General features: G+C 45.5%; 14 protein-coding genes. 7 read left to right on the top strand and 7 right to left on the bottom strand.

Annotated elements, in window-relative coordinates; translation table 11 throughout:
- Nucleotides 1-20: 20 nt before the first annotated feature.
- Complete coding sequence (locus tag A3860_RS34065; RefSeq protein WP_081155019.1) at nt 21-2,342, bottom strand: metallophosphoesterase; 2,322 nt, start codon at nt 2,340-2,342, stop codon at nt 21-23.
- A 490-nt stretch (nt 2,343-2,832) separates the two neighbouring features.
- Here A3860_RS34065 and A3860_RS34060 point away from each other — a divergent pair, with 490 nt between their 5' ends.
- Nucleotides 2,833-4,263 (top strand): hypothetical protein, encoded by a 1,431-nt coding sequence (locus A3860_RS34060; protein ID WP_143774405.1) that lies wholly within the window; start codon nt 2,833-2,835, stop codon nt 4,261-4,263.
- A 67-nt stretch (nt 4,264-4,330) separates the two neighbouring features.
- Here A3860_RS34060 and A3860_RS34055 read toward each other — a convergent pair whose 3' ends face one another.
- The 5 genes from A3860_RS34055 to A3860_RS34035 form a co-directional block, all read right to left on the bottom strand.
- Nucleotides 4,331-6,571 carry a TonB-dependent receptor gene (locus A3860_RS34055; RefSeq protein ID WP_081155015.1) on the bottom strand — a complete coding sequence of 747 codons (2,241 nt, stop codon included), beginning with the start codon at nt 6,569-6,571 and terminating at the stop codon, nt 4,331-4,333.
- Between the two features lie 6 nt (nt 6,572-6,577).
- Nucleotides 6,578-7,876 carry a tetratricopeptide repeat protein gene (locus A3860_RS34050; protein ID WP_081155012.1) on the bottom strand — a complete coding sequence of 433 codons (1,299 nt, stop codon included), beginning with the start codon at nt 7,874-7,876 and terminating at the stop codon, nt 6,578-6,580.
- Nucleotides 7,877-8,060: 184 nt separating this feature from the next.
- The gene (locus A3860_RS34045; protein WP_081155010.1) at nt 8,061-8,585 is read right to left on the bottom strand and encodes a DUF4331 family protein; all 525 of its coding nucleotides are present in this window, start codon (nt 8,583-8,585) and stop codon (nt 8,061-8,063) included.
- 106 nt (nt 8,586-8,691) lie between these two features.
- A complete protein-coding gene (locus A3860_RS34040) occupies nt 8,692-9,348 on the bottom strand; it encodes a DUF4331 family protein (RefSeq protein ID WP_081155007.1) in 657 nt (218 codons plus the stop codon).
- Nucleotides 9,349-9,690: 342 nt separating this feature from the next.
- Nucleotides 9,691-10,254 carry a fasciclin domain-containing protein gene (locus tag A3860_RS34035; protein ID WP_081155004.1) on the bottom strand — a complete coding sequence of 188 codons (564 nt, stop codon included), beginning with the start codon at nt 10,252-10,254 and terminating at the stop codon, nt 9,691-9,693.
- Between the two features lie 251 nt (nt 10,255-10,505).
- Between A3860_RS34035 and A3860_RS34030 the strand changes: the two genes are divergently transcribed.
- From A3860_RS34030 to A3860_RS34005, 6 genes are all read left to right on the top strand, one after another.
- Nucleotides 10,506-10,913 (top strand): EVE domain-containing protein, encoded by a 408-nt coding sequence (locus A3860_RS34030; protein ID WP_081155002.1) that lies wholly within the window; start codon nt 10,506-10,508, stop codon nt 10,911-10,913.
- A 252-nt stretch (nt 10,914-11,165) separates the two neighbouring features.
- Nucleotides 11,166-12,863, top strand: coding sequence for a vWA domain-containing protein (locus A3860_RS34025; RefSeq protein WP_081154999.1), 1,698 nt, complete (start codon nt 11,166-11,168; stop codon nt 12,861-12,863).
- A 24-nt stretch (nt 12,864-12,887) separates the two neighbouring features.
- Entirely contained in the window at nt 12,888-13,847 is a 960-nt protein-coding gene (locus A3860_RS34020) for a DUF4349 domain-containing protein (protein ID WP_081154998.1), read from the top strand.
- A 210-nt stretch (nt 13,848-14,057) separates the two neighbouring features.
- The gene (locus tag A3860_RS34015; protein WP_081154996.1) at nt 14,058-14,744 is read left to right on the top strand and encodes an SIR2 family NAD-dependent protein deacylase; all 687 of its coding nucleotides are present in this window, start codon (nt 14,058-14,060) and stop codon (nt 14,742-14,744) included.
- 140 nt (nt 14,745-14,884) lie between these two features.
- Complete coding sequence (locus tag A3860_RS34010; RefSeq protein ID WP_158085450.1) at nt 14,885-16,501, top strand: DUF1800 domain-containing protein; 1,617 nt, start codon at nt 14,885-14,887, stop codon at nt 16,499-16,501.
- Nucleotides 16,502-16,511: 10 nt separating this feature from the next.
- Complete coding sequence (locus A3860_RS34005; protein WP_081154994.1) at nt 16,512-17,792, top strand: DUF1501 domain-containing protein; 1,281 nt, start codon at nt 16,512-16,514, stop codon at nt 17,790-17,792.
- On the opposite strand, the gene A3860_RS34000 is transcribed toward A3860_RS34005, so the two are convergent.
- Nucleotides 17,782-19,248 (bottom strand): saccharopine dehydrogenase C-terminal domain-containing protein, encoded by a 1,467-nt coding sequence (locus A3860_RS34000; protein WP_262497351.1) that lies wholly within the window; start codon nt 19,246-19,248, stop codon nt 17,782-17,784. The two genes, A3860_RS34005 and A3860_RS34000, sit on opposite strands and share 11 nt — an antisense overlap.
- Nucleotides 19,249-19,288 lie beyond the last annotated feature (40 nt).

Genomic DNA, 19,288 nt, shown 5'->3' with positions numbered 1-19,288 from the left:
TATAATTGATTGTAGAATAGCTATTCTGTAACTACAAATTTCTGTGCTGCAGCTTTTTGCTTCGTATTTAATTTAATGAAGTAAGTGCCGGCAGCCAGTTTACCGGTTTCTACAAAACCTGTTGCCGTGATCTTTTTCATTTCTATCAACCGGCCATTGATGTCCAGTACCGAAATGTTTACAGCAGTGCTGATGCCTGTGTTTACACGAATGGATTGTCCTTTCTGCACTATCGTTGGTATAATTCCCCAATTCAGTTCAATAGCATCCGGCGTTTGGGTTGTTGCTAACCGGGCGCCATTTATGGTAACATTATATATATCGGAAACACAGGTCACGCCGTCAGTTACTGTGTAGGTTGTATTGGCGGTTGGACTTACTGAAATGCTACGGGTTGTTGCACCGGTTGACCAGCTATACGTACCCGCCGGCCATGATGCTGTCAATGTGGTTGGTGTGCCTGACGCAATGGAAAGATTGGTTGTTTTATTTACATCTTTCATGATGGTAAACTTATCCCATATGGTACCATCCATGCGAATGAATTTTTGGTCAAGGCGGTTTTCCTGTACTTCTATATAAGTCATACCACCGTCATTGATACTCCATGGCATGGCATTATGCGGATAACCAGCCTGTGTGCCGCCGCTGGCGCCTGCAGAACCCGACAGCACATACACCGTTCCATGATTGGCGCCTGCTGCAGTAATGTAAGGACAGGAATTAGCGCTGCCATCATATTTGGCGCTGCTGGTGCTTTTGGTATGCGTGCCCGTGTTAAAGGAAGATTCATTACCATAATACCCGTTTAACAGGTATGAACGCTCATAGTCGTGACTGTGTCCACAAATTATAACATCAACGCCGAGGCGTTCCAGAATACGAATAAAGTTTTGCCTGATATTCACTAATTCTGTTTCGGAATCAGAATTATGACTGCCCATTGTATAAGGTGGGTGATGCCAGTAGGCGATTACCCACTTTTTAGTATTGGCTGCCAGGTCCTGTTTTACCCAGGTTACCTGTGCGCCGGTTGTGTCGTACAGGCGCGTAGTGCCACTGTTTTCCAGTCCGTAAGAATCCAGTGCCAGAAAGTGTACATTGCCAATATCATAAGAATAATATCTTTCGTTTCCTGAAGCCACTCCACCGCATTCGGCATTAGCCGGCAGGGTGAATATGCTGAAGTAGGGCACATTATGCGATGCCTGGTTGGCCGAATTATTATCATAATCGTGATTGCCAGGTGCGGGATATAACTTATGGTTCTTTAAAATAGAGCTGCCATAAGGATTAAAGAAGTTGCTGGTGTATTCAGTTTCCAATCCGCCATTATAAGCATTGTCGCCCAGTAACAACCAGGCATCTGCGGCCTCAAGGCTATTATTGGTAAGATAATTTCGATAAGCTGTTAATGTCCCCGATTGGTGATTCAGGCTGTTTGTGCCACAATCGCCAAATGCTGCAATACGTACTTTCCTCGTAGTAGTGGCCGCTGGTACGGTTGTAAAATAGTTATCTGTGCCACTTTGTAATACCTGGGTTGAGCTGCCAAAACGATAAAAATATTTGGTATCAGCCGACAAGCCTGTAATTCTCACTTCGTGTTCAGTAGTTGAAGTGGCATTAGTGGCCGATAAGGTATAAGTGCCATATACGGTTCCCACTTCAATTTTTGAATCGGTAGCTACATCGGTGCGCCAGCGAAGAGTAATTGCTGTTTGATTGCCCATTTGCAAATAAGGTCCGCGGGTGAGCACCGCAGTAGTTCCTCCACCTGTGCCCGTTAGCTCAAGATCAAAGCTGATATCTGAACTGGTTTTATTTATTTGATGAATTTCTACAGCTATCACATTATTTCCGGTAACTAAAGAGCCTGCGGCCAATGTTGTAGAAAACCAGGTATTGCCATCATCGCTGCAGTTAGTAGAAGCCCAGGTGTTGTATGCAATTGTTCCTGTAGGCATATTATTCCTGTATTTTTCCACTCCATTAATATATACCACGATGCCATCATCTCTTTTTACCCGTAGCGTATAGCCGGTAAAGACAGAGGCATCTGCTACCGAAACCGTCTTTCTGAAATAGGTAGTTGTGTACTTTGAACTGGAGTTGGGTCCATAACTTACAACAGTAGCTTCATCGCCATCGCCGTACCCTAATTGCGCATTTCCTGAAGGCCAGGCTGCATCATTAAAACCGGTATTTATCCAGCTTGTACCCTGATTGCTTCCGTTATCGAGGTATTTCCAGGATGATCCGGTAGCAATGATCGTAGTTTGAGCTGTCAAAGCACTCACAAAAAAGAGTGCTGCGACAAGGGTAAACATTGTTTTCATCATTGGTGTCAGTTTTAGTTAAGGAAAAACCAAATGTATACAGTATTGTTTTTGTTAAGATTAATAGCATATTAACTCTCTGTAAAAGATTTCAAACTAAACCGATGCAGCTGTGTTATTTTCTGTTTGAACCTACACATTAAGCTGATCCTTTAACTGCATATGCAGCATACTGTTAGCCATATACTATAATGTAAAATATACCAATAACCGCAAATTCGGTACATAAGATCATATTATAAAAAACGGTGTTTTAACCGTTTTTTATATTGCGCATAATGGATAACTTGAGCCCCTTTATAAGCTGTTACCCGTAGTTCTCAATTGACCCTCATCCTTCGAAACCTCCCCAACCATTCCGCATAATACATCCTGTTACAGGAGCCGCAACAAGCTCAGGAATTGAAGCTGTCTGCCTTTGCATGGCTTTGGCCTGGCAAAAGAAGCAGCGTATACACTAATAAATATCATACAAACCTTCAAAAGAACCATTATGAGAAATGTACGATCTCTTGCCCTCGTAGCCATTTGTGTGCTCGCAGGTGCAGTACTTTTTACGATCAGCTGTAAAAAATCTGCCGGCGTAAAATCGTCTTTAGGAGAACCCCAATCAGGAGAACTGTTATCACAACAAGGTTCCAAAGCTTTCTGTAATGCAAAAGCATCAGGACGAGTGTCAACGAACAGCACTGCCAGAAGTGTTGAATTGAACACCACCATCTACAACACCGATTTTGTTTCTGCCGGTGTTTCCGGATTAAGAAATGTGGGTGCCGGCGCCATCACCCTTGGCGGTGTAAGTGGCACAATCACCAAAGCTCTTTTATACTGGCATGGTGTAACCAATTCAACCGTAGATGCAGGCAGTACTATTACTGTAAACGGAACACCGGTTACCGGAACAAATCTTGGTTACTCAAACGACAATTGCTGGGGTTATAATAATAGCCAGGCTTATAAGGCAGATGTAACTGCATTGGTAACTGCAACCGGAAACGGCAATTATGCGTTGGCCGGTTTTGGTGATCTGAACCCCAATGGCGCCTCATTGATCGTCTTTTTCAAAGATGCAGATGCTACCAACAACCGCGATGTGGTGATATTCGAGGGCAATGATTCCAACCAACCTTTTGCTGGTATTGCCGGTAATCCGAATGCGCCGGCTGATCCCGAAGGATGGGATGTTACGCTTGCTGGCATAAACTACACAACAGGAACCGCAAACGTTCAAATGCATGTATCTGATGGGCAAACTTATGCCGATGGTGAAATCACCGTAAATGATGTACAGCTTGTTCCTGCAGGTGCTGTATTCCAGGGTAATACCGTACCGCAGGCAGTGGGTGGCTCAGACCTCAATGGTAGATTATGGGATATAAGATCATGGGATATTACTTCATTTTTAACTCCGGGCCCCAATACGCTGCATGTAGTAACGCATACCAATAATGATTGTTTGGGGCTTATTGTTGCGCTGATCGATCTGCCTGCAGGCGCTGCACCCGTGACAGAAATTACTGTACCGTTTGATGTTCGTCCGGGCGGTTGTCCTAATCCATTCAATCCGGATGCGCAAGGTGTGTTGCCGGTCGCCATTTTAGGAACAGCTGATTTTGATGTTACTAAAATTGATCCATCCACATTGAAAATAAATGGCGTTGCGCTGCTGAGATCTGCCATTCAGGATGTGGCCACTCCGTTCACTGGTACATTAACTGATTGTGCATCCTGCTCATCTGCCGGTGCTGACGGCCGGGCCGACCTGACCGTTAAATTTGATTTTCCGTCAATTTCGGCAACGGTAGTTGATCCACCACTTGGCGCTTGTCTGGACCTGACTATTACCGGTAATCTTAAAGCTGAATTCGGCGGCACACCGATAAAAGGCACCGATAAAATAGTTATAGTAGGTAATAAGAAATAGGACAGGTTATAGAGAGGAGGAGAGTCGCTCAGGTTTTGAGCGACTTTTCCTTTTTTCAATGTATTGATTAGAAGAACACCGCTAACTTCATTCGCGCAAAGAAAGGCGTGCCGGGTGTGAAGTGGATCTCTGTAACAGGAGCAGGTTCATTTTTCAGCCGTGACTCCGTATCAAACTGCGTTTCATTCCATTGTACATTGAACAGGTTTTCAATCGCCAGTCCAACTTCGTATTTCTTTTTTGTATAGTTAAGGGAAAGATCAGTTACCGTGTATCCTTTAGCTACAACCGAATTGTCTTCATTGGCCGGGCGGTCGTGCATATAGCGGTAGCGTAAGCTTCCGTTCCAGCCTTTTTTAAATTGCCAGTTTAAGCCACCGGTGCTGGTAAGGGTTGGCGCCAGCGGAATATAGTTTTCGCCTTTTGGTTGTTCTGCGCTACGTGGTTTGGCCAGGTTTATATTTAAATCGGCAAACAACCAACTGTTAAGCTGGTAACGGGCCGAGAGATCGATGCCTATTCGCCGGGTTTTACCACTGGGTTCTACCACGCCTTCATCGCCCACATACACAAATTCCTGTTGCAGGTACAAATACCAGGCAGCTACATTCAGCAACAGATTACGGGTTGGCTTTAACAGTACGCCAAGGTCAGCACCATAGGCAGCGGGTAAAATATCATAACCGCGGTTGAATACCACCACCCGCGCATCGTTTGAATGAAATCCCTTTCCTGTTTTCAGGTACAACTGCGTTTTTGTATTGAGCGTATATTGAATATTCAACTTGGGACTTACAATCAGTTTTGACTGATCGGGCGATTGATCGCTTGTGAGTTTGTCGAAATAATGAAAATTCAAATAATCGAGGCGGGCGCCCACATTGAAACGCCATCTGTCTTTTTCCAGGCTTTCATCGGCCCAGGCAAAGGCATTGGTTTCGCGAACATCGCCCAGCTGTTTATATTCCAGCACCGTATTGCGGTTGATCGTATGCGATAATTCCGTATTCCTCGTTTGATCGTGCCGGAAACCGGCCCCAAACATCGATTGTACATTCCATTTTCCGAAATTGGTTTCGTGTGATAGTTTGGAATGATAACCTGTTATATTCCTGCTTTCGCGTTGCCTTATCTGATCACCGTTCACCGGATCGTTTAAATAGAAGGTGAAATTGCTATGCAGGTTAAAATTGTAATTGGTGTAATAAGCCTGGTTTTCCCAGGTAGTGTTGGGTGAAAGATAGCTCGTGAGTTTGGCGCTGGCATTGGTGCGATTGGTGTAACCGCCTTCAGTATTGTCGATGTAACCAAAACGACCTATCAGTCCGCTTTTCACGGCCCGCTTAGGTATTTGGCCCGATGCGTCCCAGCCGCTGTTGAGGGTAGAACCAATAAGGGTAAGCTTGCCGGTCTTGCCGATGTTCGTGTTCAGTTTTCCGAACAGGTTAAAGCGTGTGAAATGTTGCGGCGATTCAAACGGTCCGTCGGAATACAGGAACTCGCTTGCTACATAAGCATTGGTGCATTGTTGTTTTTGCCGGTTGCTCAATAAGTCGATCATCGCCAATCCGCGCAGGGTATTGAACTGTCCACCTTCCAGCTTTACGGTACTTTTATCAAGGCTATTGAGGGTGTTCATACTAACGTAACCAGCTGTGCCCAGGTTGCCGTATTGTGTGTAATAAGGGCCTTTACCATAATCAACATTACCAGTGAGTTCGGGAATAAGAAAATGCAGATCGGCATAGCCCTGGCCATGGGCATGAGATACCATATTCACCGGCAAACCGTCAACAGTTACATTAATGTCGGTGCCATGATCAATATCAAAACCCCGTAAGAAAATTTGTTCCGCCTTGCCGCCGCCCTGGTGTTGACCAATAAACAATCCAGGTACGGTGCGTAATATATCCTGCGCCGATCGCACGGGTTGCAGGTTCAGATCAATTTTGCTGATGGCGTGGAATGATGCGGCTGACGATTGCGGTGTGATCAGCACTTCCTGTAAATTCACCGGGCCTTTTTCCATTTCAATTACAGGGTTGGAACCGTTTGTTTTTACCACCTGTGTGGCAAACCCGATATAGGAAATGGTCAATGAGTCGGTACGGTCAGTTGTTCTTTTAATTAAAGTGAAATAGCCCTGCTTATTGGTAACCACACCCTGGGTTATATTGCTCCATCGTACATAGGCGAGTTCAAGCGGTTCCCTGCTGATCTTATCGATCACCCGGCCCTGCATGGCGTTTTGGCTCCAGGCCACAAACGTCATACACACAGTCAATGCGGTGGCAATAAGCTTTTTCATGATCGGTTACAGGGCTTTTAAGGATTCTTTTATGCTATTGCTTACTACAGGTCCCAGCTCATACGAACTTTTTTGCGCAGCTTTTAAATAAGTACGGGCCCTGGAGTTTTGACCGCCCGCCTGGTAAATTTTTCCCAGGTAATACAGGGCATCGGGTTCAAAACATTTATTGGCTACATACAACCGCGCTGTTTCCATGGCTTTATTCACTTCACCGTTCCGGCAATATGCCCAGGCCAGCCAGCTGAACGCTTCGGGCGTGGGGCGATGCGCTACTTCCGTTTCTGCGATCTGCAAACATCGGCTGGCATTGTTTTGCTCATCGGCTTCAATGGCGAACAGGTATTTGTTATACATATTGCCATATAATTTATTTTTTGTAGCGGTGATGAACCGGTCGATATGCTGTTGATATGCCATACTATCATGCTGTGAAGCCGCCATTTGCGAAAGTAATAATTCATAATCGGGGACGGAATGCTGTTGCTGCAAATACGCCACTATTTTCCGGGCATTCGCCACATTGTTATCGTGCGAAAAAGCCAGCCAGGCAATTCCCTTCAGCGCATGGTAATAATGCGGGTCTTTGGCCAGCACCTGCAGGTAGCATTGGTACGATTCACTATATCGGTTTGCATGGCCATACAGATCACCGAGGTTTGTTTTGAGCCAGCAAAAGAGGGCGGGAGCGGGGTTGTCTTTTATTTTATCAAAGGCTTTTTCCATTAAACCGATCGCTGCATCCAGATCTCCTGCCACATGGTCTTTATATTTTGCGGCGCGTATCAGGTATTCAAAGGTGGTTTTGTCGGCCAGGCTGTTCAATGCTTTTTGTGCGCGGTAACGGTTGCCCAGTTCCATGGCCACATCAAATTCCATGAGCGTGGTGAGGTATTTATCATCGCCTAATGCCAGTGCGGAATCAATATACAATTGAGCCTGCTGAAAACGATGCTGCGTAATGCAATTGGTGGCCAGCGAACGGAAAGTGCCGGAACCGGTAGTGTGGTTGATAACATTTACTACGCGGTACAGACTATCGGCCCGGTGTATCTCGGTAATGTTGCCCGAATAAGCAAACCGTTTGGTAAGCAAACCGGCCAGCTTTGATTCTGCAATGATATCGCCCGGTGAATTAATCAGTTTGTTTGTCCAGAAATTAAATTCGGTATCTATTTGCTGCAGGTGCGTGTTGGGAGTTGGTTGCAGATAAACTGCATAATCTTTGAAATTGGTAATGGGGGGCTTTTGACAACCGGAGATTGTAAACAGAACAATGATCATTATGGGAATTAGCTTTTTCATGTAGTGTGTTTTTGAAGTAAGAGGTAAGAAGTAGGATGTAAGAAGTAAGAATTGCTGATTTATAGATTTTGGGATTTTGCGATTTGGTAGCATGCGGACCCTGGCGAAATCCCGAAATCTCTAAATCTCAAAATCAGAAATAAAACATGAACTTCTTACTTCCTACTTCAGATACCAATTGTCATCAATGAGGAGTTGCCAGATACGGGAAAGAACTTAAAAACGCCTTATCATTGCCATTGACATGATCGCTGGTTAACCCGGGATTCGAAGCGCCGGTTGGCCCGCCAAAGATCAGGGTGAGCTCCACGTCAATAACATCATCTGCCAGAGCCCGGCCGGTAAGTACATTAGTACCATTGTAGAAACTGGTGGGTTCGGTAGTCGATGCATTTAGTACATCAGTTACCAGCACACCAGTGAACTGGTCGGCATTTAATCCTAACAAGTTGGTGGTATAACCGGGGTTCAAGGCCAGCAATCTTGATTTGAATTTGCTGGCAAATGCAGCATTCATGGCTGAAGGAACCGTTGTGTTGAACACATCTTTGTCGGCTGTTGAAACAAAAACGGTATTGATGGCCGGACGCGCCATCTGGTCCTGGGTTTGATAATACGTAGGCGTATTGTCTTTGTCTTTTTTGCAGGCACCGAAGGTCGCTATGCCTGCTGCGATCAATAGAAATCTGCTTAAAGCAATTATTTTCATAAAAATTATTTTACTGATTTTAATCTTGAATTGTCAGGGTAATGCATTCTCTGAGGGGGCTATAGATTTACGCTTCCTTACTCCCCCTTTAGGGGACTGGTGGTGTCTACATTTTCTTTTTTGTTTCTAACCACACATTAATTTTCCCATTGGTGGCATTCAGCATTGATTTAGGCAGTTCCACCGCAAAGCTCATAACGTTGGTGCCTGCAAATGCATCTGTACCGGGGTTGTTGAAACTGGTGGCCATGCCGCCAATGATCTTTTTAAACTGGGTAAGATCAAAGAAGAACGGATCATCGCGCGGACCGGCAAACACTTTCATGCCGCCGCCGGTGCCAATGTTAGCTGCAGAACCATAGGGTGTAACTGCCACTTCTGCTGTTACCGGACCTTCCAGCTTACTGCGGCCACCTGTTTCTGATGGTTTAATGGGACCATATATTTTCATTTTCCCATTGTTGTAAATACCCTGGATCACGAGGTCTTCAACATTATCATTATTGTTGTCGATGTTGAATTCAATAAGGGTATTGGCATCAAACTGAGCGGCGCCTGTTGCTGAGGGCGCCAGTAATCCCTGGGTATTGGCAACGAACACCAGGTTATTGGCATCCTGTCCCTGAAATACATACAGATCGGTAATGTCGGTGGTTTGATTGGTAACCGCGGGTGAATCAATATGGTCAGCAGCATATACCAATCCGCCTACCGTAATGCCTGCTACAGCCAGCGCAGCGAGCAGCATTTTTTTCTTTTTCATGATTGCAATTTTTTGTGATGATAAAAGTGGTAATGATTTGTTATACTTACGGAAGTGGGGAACCGTTAGATTTTTTTTAAGAAGAATTTTTATAAGATTTTCTTTTAAACAGAAATGCCACGGAAAAAATCCATGGCATCCTGATCTGTTCACAACCCCGTATTATATTGAGTGAAACTAACGTATTCGGGCGGGTGCTTTTTTTACGATCTGTTTTATGGCAAAGTTAAAAATGGAATGAGAAGAGTGGGGGAAGCTTAATGATAACCGGCGATCTGAAAATTGAATAATTATCAAAATTTAAAGAAGGCCCCGATAAAGATCAGGACCTTCGGAGCAACCTTAGCTCCTGGGTAACACCACATGATCAATTACATGAATAACGCCATTGCTTTGATAAACATTCTTGATGGTAACGGTTGCCATGCCACCTTTTTCATCGGTTAACATGATCTTATTTCCCTTCATAGAAGCCCACAGGGTGCCGCCGGCCACAGTCTTCAATTGGGCTTTTCCATTTCCTGCTTTGATCAAACGCGATAATTCCTTTGCATCGAGTTTGCCGGCCACTACATGATAGGTAAGAATGGTAGTGAGCATGGCTTTATTTTCTGGTTTCAGCAGCGTTTCAACAGTGCCTTTGGGCAGCATATCAAAAGCGGCATTGGTAGGTGCGAATACGGTAAACGGACCAGGTGTTTCTAAAGTTTCAACCAGTCCGGCAGCTTTTACAGCAGCCACCAACGTGGTATGATCTTTTGAATTCACCGCATTTTGTACAATGTTTTTAGAGGGATACATGGCAGCGCCGCCTACTTCAACGGTTTTGTCCATATTTTGAGCAAACGAAGCATTCATAAAAAAAGCTGCTGCAACCAGCAGGGCAAAACTTTTAACCGATTTCATAACAATGATTGTAATTAGGTAAATAATGTGTTTTTTAGTGTGTATTGATCATGTACCGGTAAAGGATCCGGATCATATACGGAGGCGGGGAAGGGTTGGATTTAAATAATGGAAAAAAATATAAAAAAATGAGCCTGTTGCTGGTTATAAGGTAATACCGACTTGCTCCCCTGCAACCTGGAACCTGTAACTGTTTCTTTGCTTGTAGCTTTCATCTTTTTTATTACCTTTCACCCCTAATAAAACCACTAATGGCATACTGGCTGGTAAAATCTGAACCTTCTGTTTATTCCTGGGAACAATTTGAAAAGGACAAACAAACCTTTTGGGATGGCGTACGCAATTATGCGGCCCGTAATCACCTCAAGGCAATGAAGAAGGGTGATGAGGTATTATATTACCACAGTAATGAAGGTTTGGAGATCGTGGGTATTGCCAAAGTAGCGAAAGAATGGTACCAGGACCCCTCCACCGATGACGACCGCTGGGTAGCGGTTGATCTGAAGCCTTTCAAAAAATTTGTCCATCCCGTATCATTAAGCGCAATAAAAAAAGACAAACGGCTTGCCAACATGGCGTTGGTACGCATCAGCCAGTTATCGGTTCAGCCTGTTACCGATGATGAATGGAAGGCAGTTATGGAACTGGCGAAGCAGTAAGCCTGTAAATTCCTTTAACATTTTTTTGAGGTTACCTTTTTAGGTATGGTGTAATTAATCAGTACATCTATGCCTAAAACATATTGCCATGCCAACAACAACTGTTCGGGGCTCCCCGGTTTACTATGCTATTGAACTAACGAACAAGATCCCTGACAAACTACCAGGACCACTTAAATTTCCTTTCCCTTACTTTATGTAATTCTCAACGATCTGCATCTAATTACTACGCATCCCTAAATAATCATAGTCATGAAATTTATATGTCAACTGCTGGCAGCATTGCTGCTGTGGCTCTTTATTGCCTGTAACGATCAATCCGGAAAATCTTCCTCTGCTGATAGTGAATCGAAACAAGCGAATACCGCCGATGTGATGCTGGTTCAACCCCAGGCGCAGCCTGCGCCTGCACAGCCTGGTTCGCCTGCTGTCATCGAAAGTAAAAAGCTCGTAGTGCAGGATGGTTCAGTAGATAATGATGAAGTGCCACCCCCGCCCGAAGCGAAAGAAGAAGAAAAACCTTTCAACACCGAAGATTATAATAATATAGTAGAGAACAGGTTTCTGGCGGCTACGCAAAACCCCTTGTCTACTTTCTCAATCGACGTAGATGAAGCCGCTTACAGCAATGTGCGCCGGTTTATCAATAACGGCAGCATACCACCGCCCGGCGCCGTTCGTATTGAGGAAATGATCAATTATTTCGATTATACCTATCCGCAACCACAGAACGATGATCCATTCACTGTAAATACCGAGTTATCTGAATGCCCCTGGAGTCCCCAGCACCGCCTGGTGCATATCGGGTTACAGGGAAAAGAAATCCCGGTTCAACATTTACCCAATGCCAATATTGTATTCCTGATCGATGTATCGGGTTCTATGCAGGATGAGAACAAATTAACCCTGGTGAAAGCGTCCATGAAATTACTGGCCGATCAGTTGCGCCCCGACGATAAAGTGGCCATTGTCGTATATGCAGGTAATGCCGGACTGGTTTTGCCGCCAACCAGTGGAACCAATAAAACGGCCATAAAAGAAGCCATCGATCAGCTCGAAGCAGGTGGTTCCACCGCCGGTGGTGAAGGCATTCAACTCGCTTATAAGGTAGCCCGTGACAATTTTATAAAAGGGGGCAATAATCGCATCATTCTGGCCACCGATGGCGATTTCAATGTGGGCCTCAGCAGCGATGATGAACTGGTTACCCTAATTGAAAAGGAAAGAAAAAGCGGCATCTTCCTGAGTGTACTGGGCTATGGCATGGGGAATTACAAGGATAATAAAATGCAACAGCTGGCCGATAAAGGGAACGGCAACCATTCATACATCGATAATATCAACGAAGCACGCAAAGTACTGGTGTCTGAATTTGCCAGCACCCTGTTCACCATTGCCAAGGATGTAAAGGTCCAGATCGAATTCAATCCGGCCAAAGTACAGGCTTACCGACTCATCGGTTATGAAAACCGCGTACTGGCTGCGGAAGATTTTAATGACGATAAAAAGGATGCGGGCGAACTTGGTTCTGGCCATACCGTAACAGCTTTGTATGAAGTGATACCGGTAGGCGTGAAAAGCGAATTCATTGCCAATGTAGACCCGCTTAAATACCAGCCGGCTAAAAACAGTACGGCTACCAGTGGTGGCGATGAACTGATGACGATCAAATTGCGCTATAAAAAACCTGATGGCGATGTGAGCAAACTCATCGTTCACCCGGTAACAGATTCGCATCTGGCGCTCGCCAGTACATCTGATAATTTCCGGTTCTCTGCAGCCGTGGCTGCATTCGGTATGTTGTTGCGCAACTCCGAATTCAAACAAAACGCTTCTTTTCAACAGGTGATAAGTTTAGCCAAAGGCGCCAAAGGAGCTGATGCCAATGGCTATCGCCAGGAATTTATTACGCTTGTGCAGGCAGCAGGTTCACTGACAGCTAAAAAATAAGATAAAAAAATTAAAAATTGTATCATGCTTTCTCCTAATAAACCAGTGGTATTGGTAACATCAATATTGCTGACATGCTTTATAGCTTGTAATAATAGCGGCTCCGAAGCAAAAACGCTTGATATGGCAACGGCTAATACCGAAAAAATGCCGGCTGGTGCTGACTATAAAAACAATTATGGTGTTACCGACACTACGGCGCCTGCCCCGGCAGAGGAAAACGAAGTAAGGAAACAACAACCGCCCTCATCAACTCCTGCGCCAAATATTGACTGGGATAAAAAGATCATCAAGAACGCCACCTTGACCGTTGAAGCTAAGAATCATAAAACGTTCAACGATTTTGTACACGATCAGGTAAAGCAAACCGGTGGTTATGTGGCCGAAGAAGAGCAAAATAAATCGGATTACAAGATTGAGAACATAGTAACCATCAAGGTGCCTGTTGATCAGTTTGATAACCTGGTAAAATCAATAACAACCACCAAAGATGATAATGTGGTAACGCAAAAAATTACATCGCAGGATGTAACCGGCGAAGTAATAGATACCCGTTCCAGAACAGAAGCCAAACGGCAGATCAGGTTACGCTACCTCGATTTATTGAAGCAGGCCAAAAACATGGAAGATATACTAAAGGTGCAGGGGGAAATAAATAACATCCAGGAAGAAATTGAAGCAGGCGCCGGCCGGGTGAGCTATCTCACCCATGCAGCAGCCTACAGCACTATACAATTAACCTTTTATGAAGTGTTGAATGCAGCGGCAGTGGAGGGGCTTAATCCGGGCTTTGGGCAAAGGGTGTTAAATGCATTGCGCGATGGAATGGATTGGCTGGGAGAAGTGCTGATAGTGGTACTGAACTTATGGCCATTGTGGTTTTTGTTAGGTGGCGTTTGGTGGGGCTTCAGGAGATGGAGAGCGAAATCAAAAAACGGGCAGCAGGCCGTAAGCCCGGCGCCGCAGAGCGCAGTGGAAAAATAGTCTAGTAGTGTTCTAAATAGGGTTCTCAAAGGGCTGGGTCTTTACAATAAGTAGAGGCTCACCCTTCTTACTGATGAGTCGCAAAGGGTGGGCTTCACTAATGGGGCTCACCCGCTTTTATGGTGGGTCACCCATCATCTTAACGATCCCCAGAGTGAGACGCTCATTTGAGAGCGACCCACCCTTTACTTTTTTTTATAAATTTGAATTATGAGCAAAAAGAAGATCGTAGTATTAACCGGCGCAGGTATAAGCGCCGAAAGCGGATTGAAAACTTTTCGTGACAGCGATGGTTTATGGGAAGGATATGATGTAAGGGATGTGGCTACCCCACGCGCCTGGAAAAAGGATCCGGCCCTGGTGCTGGAATTTTACAACCAGCGCCGTAAAAATGTACTCGATGCAGCACCCAATGCGGCCCATTTCGGTTTGGCCCAGCTGCAGGATGATTTTGACGTAACTATCATCACCCAGAATATTGATGACCTGCACGAACGCGCAGGCTCTAAAAAAATACTGCATTTACACGGGGAAATATTCAAAATGCGCAGCGAGCATGATGAATCGCTGGTGTATGATATCAAAGGCGATATCAACCTGGGCGACAAAGCCGCAGATGGCGCCCAATTACGGCCACATATTGTATGGTTCGAAGAAGAAGTGCCTATGATACAACGGGCCATTCCTGTAGTACTAAGCGCCGATATTTTTGTGGTCGTTGGCACTTCCCTGGTGGTATACCCGGCCGCGGGCCTGGTGAATTATGCACCTATGGAAATACCCAAATATGTGATCGATAAGGTGATCCCCAATACCTCATCGGTAATGAACGTAACCAATATTGAAAAACCGGCTACATTAGGGGTACAGGACCTGATCACCTTGTTAAAAAACTAGTTCGCCCGCAAAAAAACGCAAGCGCCGTTCACCATATTTTAATCAGGATTGTCATTGCTCATAACATTTCGTTCACATATTTTTGTGGCAAGTGGTAGCAATTTTGCATAGTTTAGATGATGTACCAAAAATTGCATGCAATGGCAATTCCTTCCGTAACAACATCCTTGAAAAAATACAAAGGCAAATGGAAAGAGCCCGAAGTAAAACATTTGCTGAAAAGAACCCAGTTCGGTGCCAGGAAAGAAGATATAGATCATTTTGCTTCGCAATCGCTCCGGCGTACCATACACCAGTTGCTGTATACTGAAGAACCGGTTCCGGCTCCCCCAGTCAATAATTATAACGACGATAAATACACGGATGAAGAAATTCAACCCGGCGCTACCTGGATAACTGCCACCAAAGTAAGCGGAATGAACAGTGGCCGCCGCAGAAATTCTTTCAAGGCCTGGTGGCTGGGCTGCATGATCAACCAGCAACGCACCCTGCGCGAAAAAATGGTGCTCTTCTGGCATAATCATTTTGCTACCGAAACCAATACGGTCGACAACCCCACTTTCATCTATAAACACAACATCCTGTTGCGGCAATATGCCCTGGGAAATTTTAAAGCCATGGTGCGGGCCGTTACGGTTGATGCGGCCATGCTCAAATACCTGAACGGAAATGCCAATACAAAAAAAGCGCCTGATGAAAATTATGGCCGCGAACTGCAGGAATTGTTTACAGTAGGCAAGGGGCCGGGCTCGCATTATACCGAAGCCGATGTAAAAGCCGCCGCAAGAGTACTTACTGGTTTTCGCATCGAGAACAAATCGTTGCCCGATGTACATGGTATTTTTGATGCCGGCCGTCACGATGAAAGAGATAAACAATTCAGTGCTTTTTATAATAACCAGGTCATAAAAGGACGTAAAGGAAAAGAAGGGGAGGGAGAACTGGATGAAATGCTCGACCTTATTTTTCAACAAGATGAAGTATCCCGCTTCATTTGTCGCAAATTGTATCGCTTTTTTGTATATCATCAGATAGATGAGGCCACCGAAAAAACGGTGATTGAACCCCTCGCCCATATTTTTCGCGAAAACAATTATGAAATAAAACCGGTGCTGGAAAAACTATTCAGCAGCCGGCATTTCTATGACCTGGGCAACCGCGGCGGTATTATAAAAAGTCCGGTTGATTTTGCGGTTGGACTGTGCCGTGAATATGATATTGTTTTTCCTGGAGATGACAGTTTCGCTGATCAATATGGCTTGTGGGGCAATATCCAGATCACTGCATCGCAAATGCAACAGAATATCGGCGACCCGCCCAATGTAGCCGGCTGGCCCGCCTGGTACCAGGAACCTTTGTATGATAAATCCTGGATCAGTTCCGATACCCTGCCCAAGCGCACCGCATTTACCGACCGCATGTTGAACAATGGTTTTGCGCGCAACGGAAAGAAAATTTTGATTGATCCGGTTCAATATGCTAAGCTATTATCGGCCCCCGGTGATCCCAATAAACTGATCGACGAGCTGGCTTCACTGTTGTACGCTGTTGAGTTGCCGGTTGAAGAAAAACAGTATATGAAAACCGGCATTCTGCTGCAGGGTTTGCAGGGCATGGCCAGTGATCATTACTGGACGGATGCCTGGGCCAAATTGCAGGAGAACCCCGCCGATGCAGCCAACGCAAAGAACGTTACCAATAAATTGAAGAGCCTGTTGAAATACATGATGAGCCTGCCCCAATACCAGTTAATGTAAAACCTCAACTATGAAAAGAAGAAAATTTTTACGGGATACTATAACGGGCGTGGTATTGCCCTCCTTCCTGCACGGCATTTCGCTGAAAGCACTGGCGGGTACACCGGCTGTACATGCTAAGCATGCCGTACTGAACGACGACCGCGTGCTGGTGCTTATTCAACTGGCGGGTGGCAACGATGGCATCAATACGGTAATTCCCTTCGATCAATACAGTGCTTATACAGCAGCGAGGCCGAATATCTTTTTGCCTCAGGAAAAAGTGCTTAAGTTGAACGGGTTCGATGCAACTGCTTTCAACCCCGCATTGGCAAATATGCAGCAACTGTTCAATGAGGGCAAACTCGGCGTGGTGCAGGCAGTGAGTTACCCCAAACCCAATTTCTCACATTTCAGGGCAACCGATATCTGGATGACCGGGTCAGACAGTGATAAAGTAGTGTCGTCGGGCTGGGCCGGCCGTTTTCTGCATGATGTATTTCCGCAGTTCCCCGATAATTTTCCCAATGAAGCCATGCCCGATCCGCTGGCCATACAGGTAGGGTCGGTGGTGTCAACCGTATTGCAGGGGCCTTTGTTTACCATGGGAATGGCAATCAGCAATCCTGCAGGTTTTTATAAACTGGTAGAAGGAAAAGTGAATGTGAATGCCAATTCGCGTTGGGGCGAACAGCTCGATTATATTGAGCTCATGAGCCAGAAGACCGATCAATATGCTACTGTAATAAAGAACGCGGCACAGAAAGTGCCAACACAGTCGCCTGCTTACCCGGCCGCCGGTAAAAATCCTCTGGCCGATCAGTTAAAGATCGTGGCGCGCCTGATAGCCGGGGGCTTAAAAACAAAAGTGTACTTGGTAAGCACCGGTAGTTTTGATACGCATGCCAAACAAACCGAAACCGATACTACCACCGGAACTCATGCGAAGCTGTTACAGCGCGTATCAGAAGCCATTGGCGCTTTTATGAGCGATCTGCAGTTCCTGCAAATTGATAACCGGGTTATGGGTATGACCTTCTCCGAGTTCGGCCGAAGAATAAAAAGCAATGCCAGCGGCGGTACCGATCATGGGGCGGCGGCCCCGGTATTCTATTTCGGGAATAGCATAAAGGCGGGCATAATCGGTTCCAACCCCGTAATTCCTTCAACCGTAACAGTGAACGATAATGTACCTATGCAGTACGACTTTCGTTCATTATATACCTCGGTATTGCAAAACTGGTTCAACATGCCGGCCAGTGAAGTACAGGAGATCCTGATGGGTAATTTTGCCACCGTTCCTATTGTATAATGGTATCAATGGTATTAAAGTGGAGCCCGTTTGTTTCCAGCTCCTGCAGAACAGGTGTATAAACAGATGATAGTACCGGAATATGCACCCCGGTTTCGCGGATATTTCCCTGCAGTATTTGTTTAGCGGCCATAGCCAGTGGTAATTCGCTTGTTTTAGCCATAGCCGTTTTAATATGATCCTCACCTTTTACAACCAGGTTGCTGCTGGTTAGGTGTTGTATGCCATCCAGCTCATACCCGATCTCATGATGCAGCACCACCAGGTCTTTATCTGCCGGCTGCAACAACAGTTTTTGTTCCAACGCAAATTGTAAAACCTCTGCTGCGCTGCATTCGCCTTTGTTGATGAACGTTTGGTCATCATCCATTCCTAAAAAGAAAAGTTGTTTCATCGACAGGTTGGCTTCGTGCATTTGTCCGGCCACGGTAGCTGCCGCCTGTGTTTTTATTGAATCCAGGTTCACATCCATCAACTTTCCCTGGTTGTCGACCATCATAAAATCCTGCAGGGCTTTTCGCTCTTCTTCCCCCGCTTCCTGTTCCGCATCGAGCAGTTGTTGCAGCTTTTCGAGCAATTGCTTGGTTTGCGCAAAACGTGATGTCAATTGTTTTTCTATCCATTCGCTAAAGCCATGACTGGCGAAATGCGTTTGAAAGAATTCCTGAAGCGTTACGCCGTTCGTATGATATCGTTTGGTGGCATCTGTGAGTTTCAGCTCAACTACATTCTTCCAGCCAAAACAAAACTCGGGATAACGAAGTGTTGTGCGTACAAACGTACTTGCTTCGGGCAGCCCGTACAGCGGCATATACTGCAGCGAGTTGCGGTTGGGATACCAGGCCAGGTATCCGAGATCAGGAATATGAATTACCCGGTTGGGATCGAATAGCTGTTCGTACGGCCACTGGCAAACTGCACCGTTCTCTTTAAATACCGCCCCGTCTTTACCGGCCAGTACAATATTGTAAGGGGTGCCGGTAATTTTATAATGCCAGGGATTATCATCGCTTTCGGGTGATATAAGACCGCCGCAATGCGATCTGAAAGAAGTGATGGTACCGCCATTGGCCTTAATACGGTGAATTTGCCGTATGGCGCTCATGTGGTCAATACCGGGATTCAATCCCACTTCATACAGGAACAGCAAGCCCTGTTGTTTAATGGGATCCTGTAAACTCATTATGGAATCATCAACAGAAGCAGACGTAAGCAAATGCTTTTTATACTGCAGGCAATCTGCGGCAATTACCGGGTGCAGGGCAGGGGGCAATAAAGAGATCACCAGGTCGGAATTGGCAATCAGTTCCTTGCGTTCGAGGGTATTCTCCAGGTTGAATACAATGGTTTGAATGCGGTTGGTGTTAATAGTGATAACGGGCAATGACACAGGTGTGGTATCTGCAACGGTAATGCACCAGTTGTTGGCAGCAGCTTCTTTGTTAAGGTAATCGATCAGGGATGTTGCGGATCAAGTGAAAAAGTTGGGGGATTGT

The sequence above is a fragment of the Niastella vici genome, assembly GCF_002077945.1.
In the GTDB taxonomy this organism is placed as follows: domain Bacteria; phylum Bacteroidota; class Bacteroidia; order Chitinophagales; family Chitinophagaceae; genus Niastella; species Niastella vici.
This window is presented reverse-complemented; position numbering and strand designations above follow the sequence as displayed.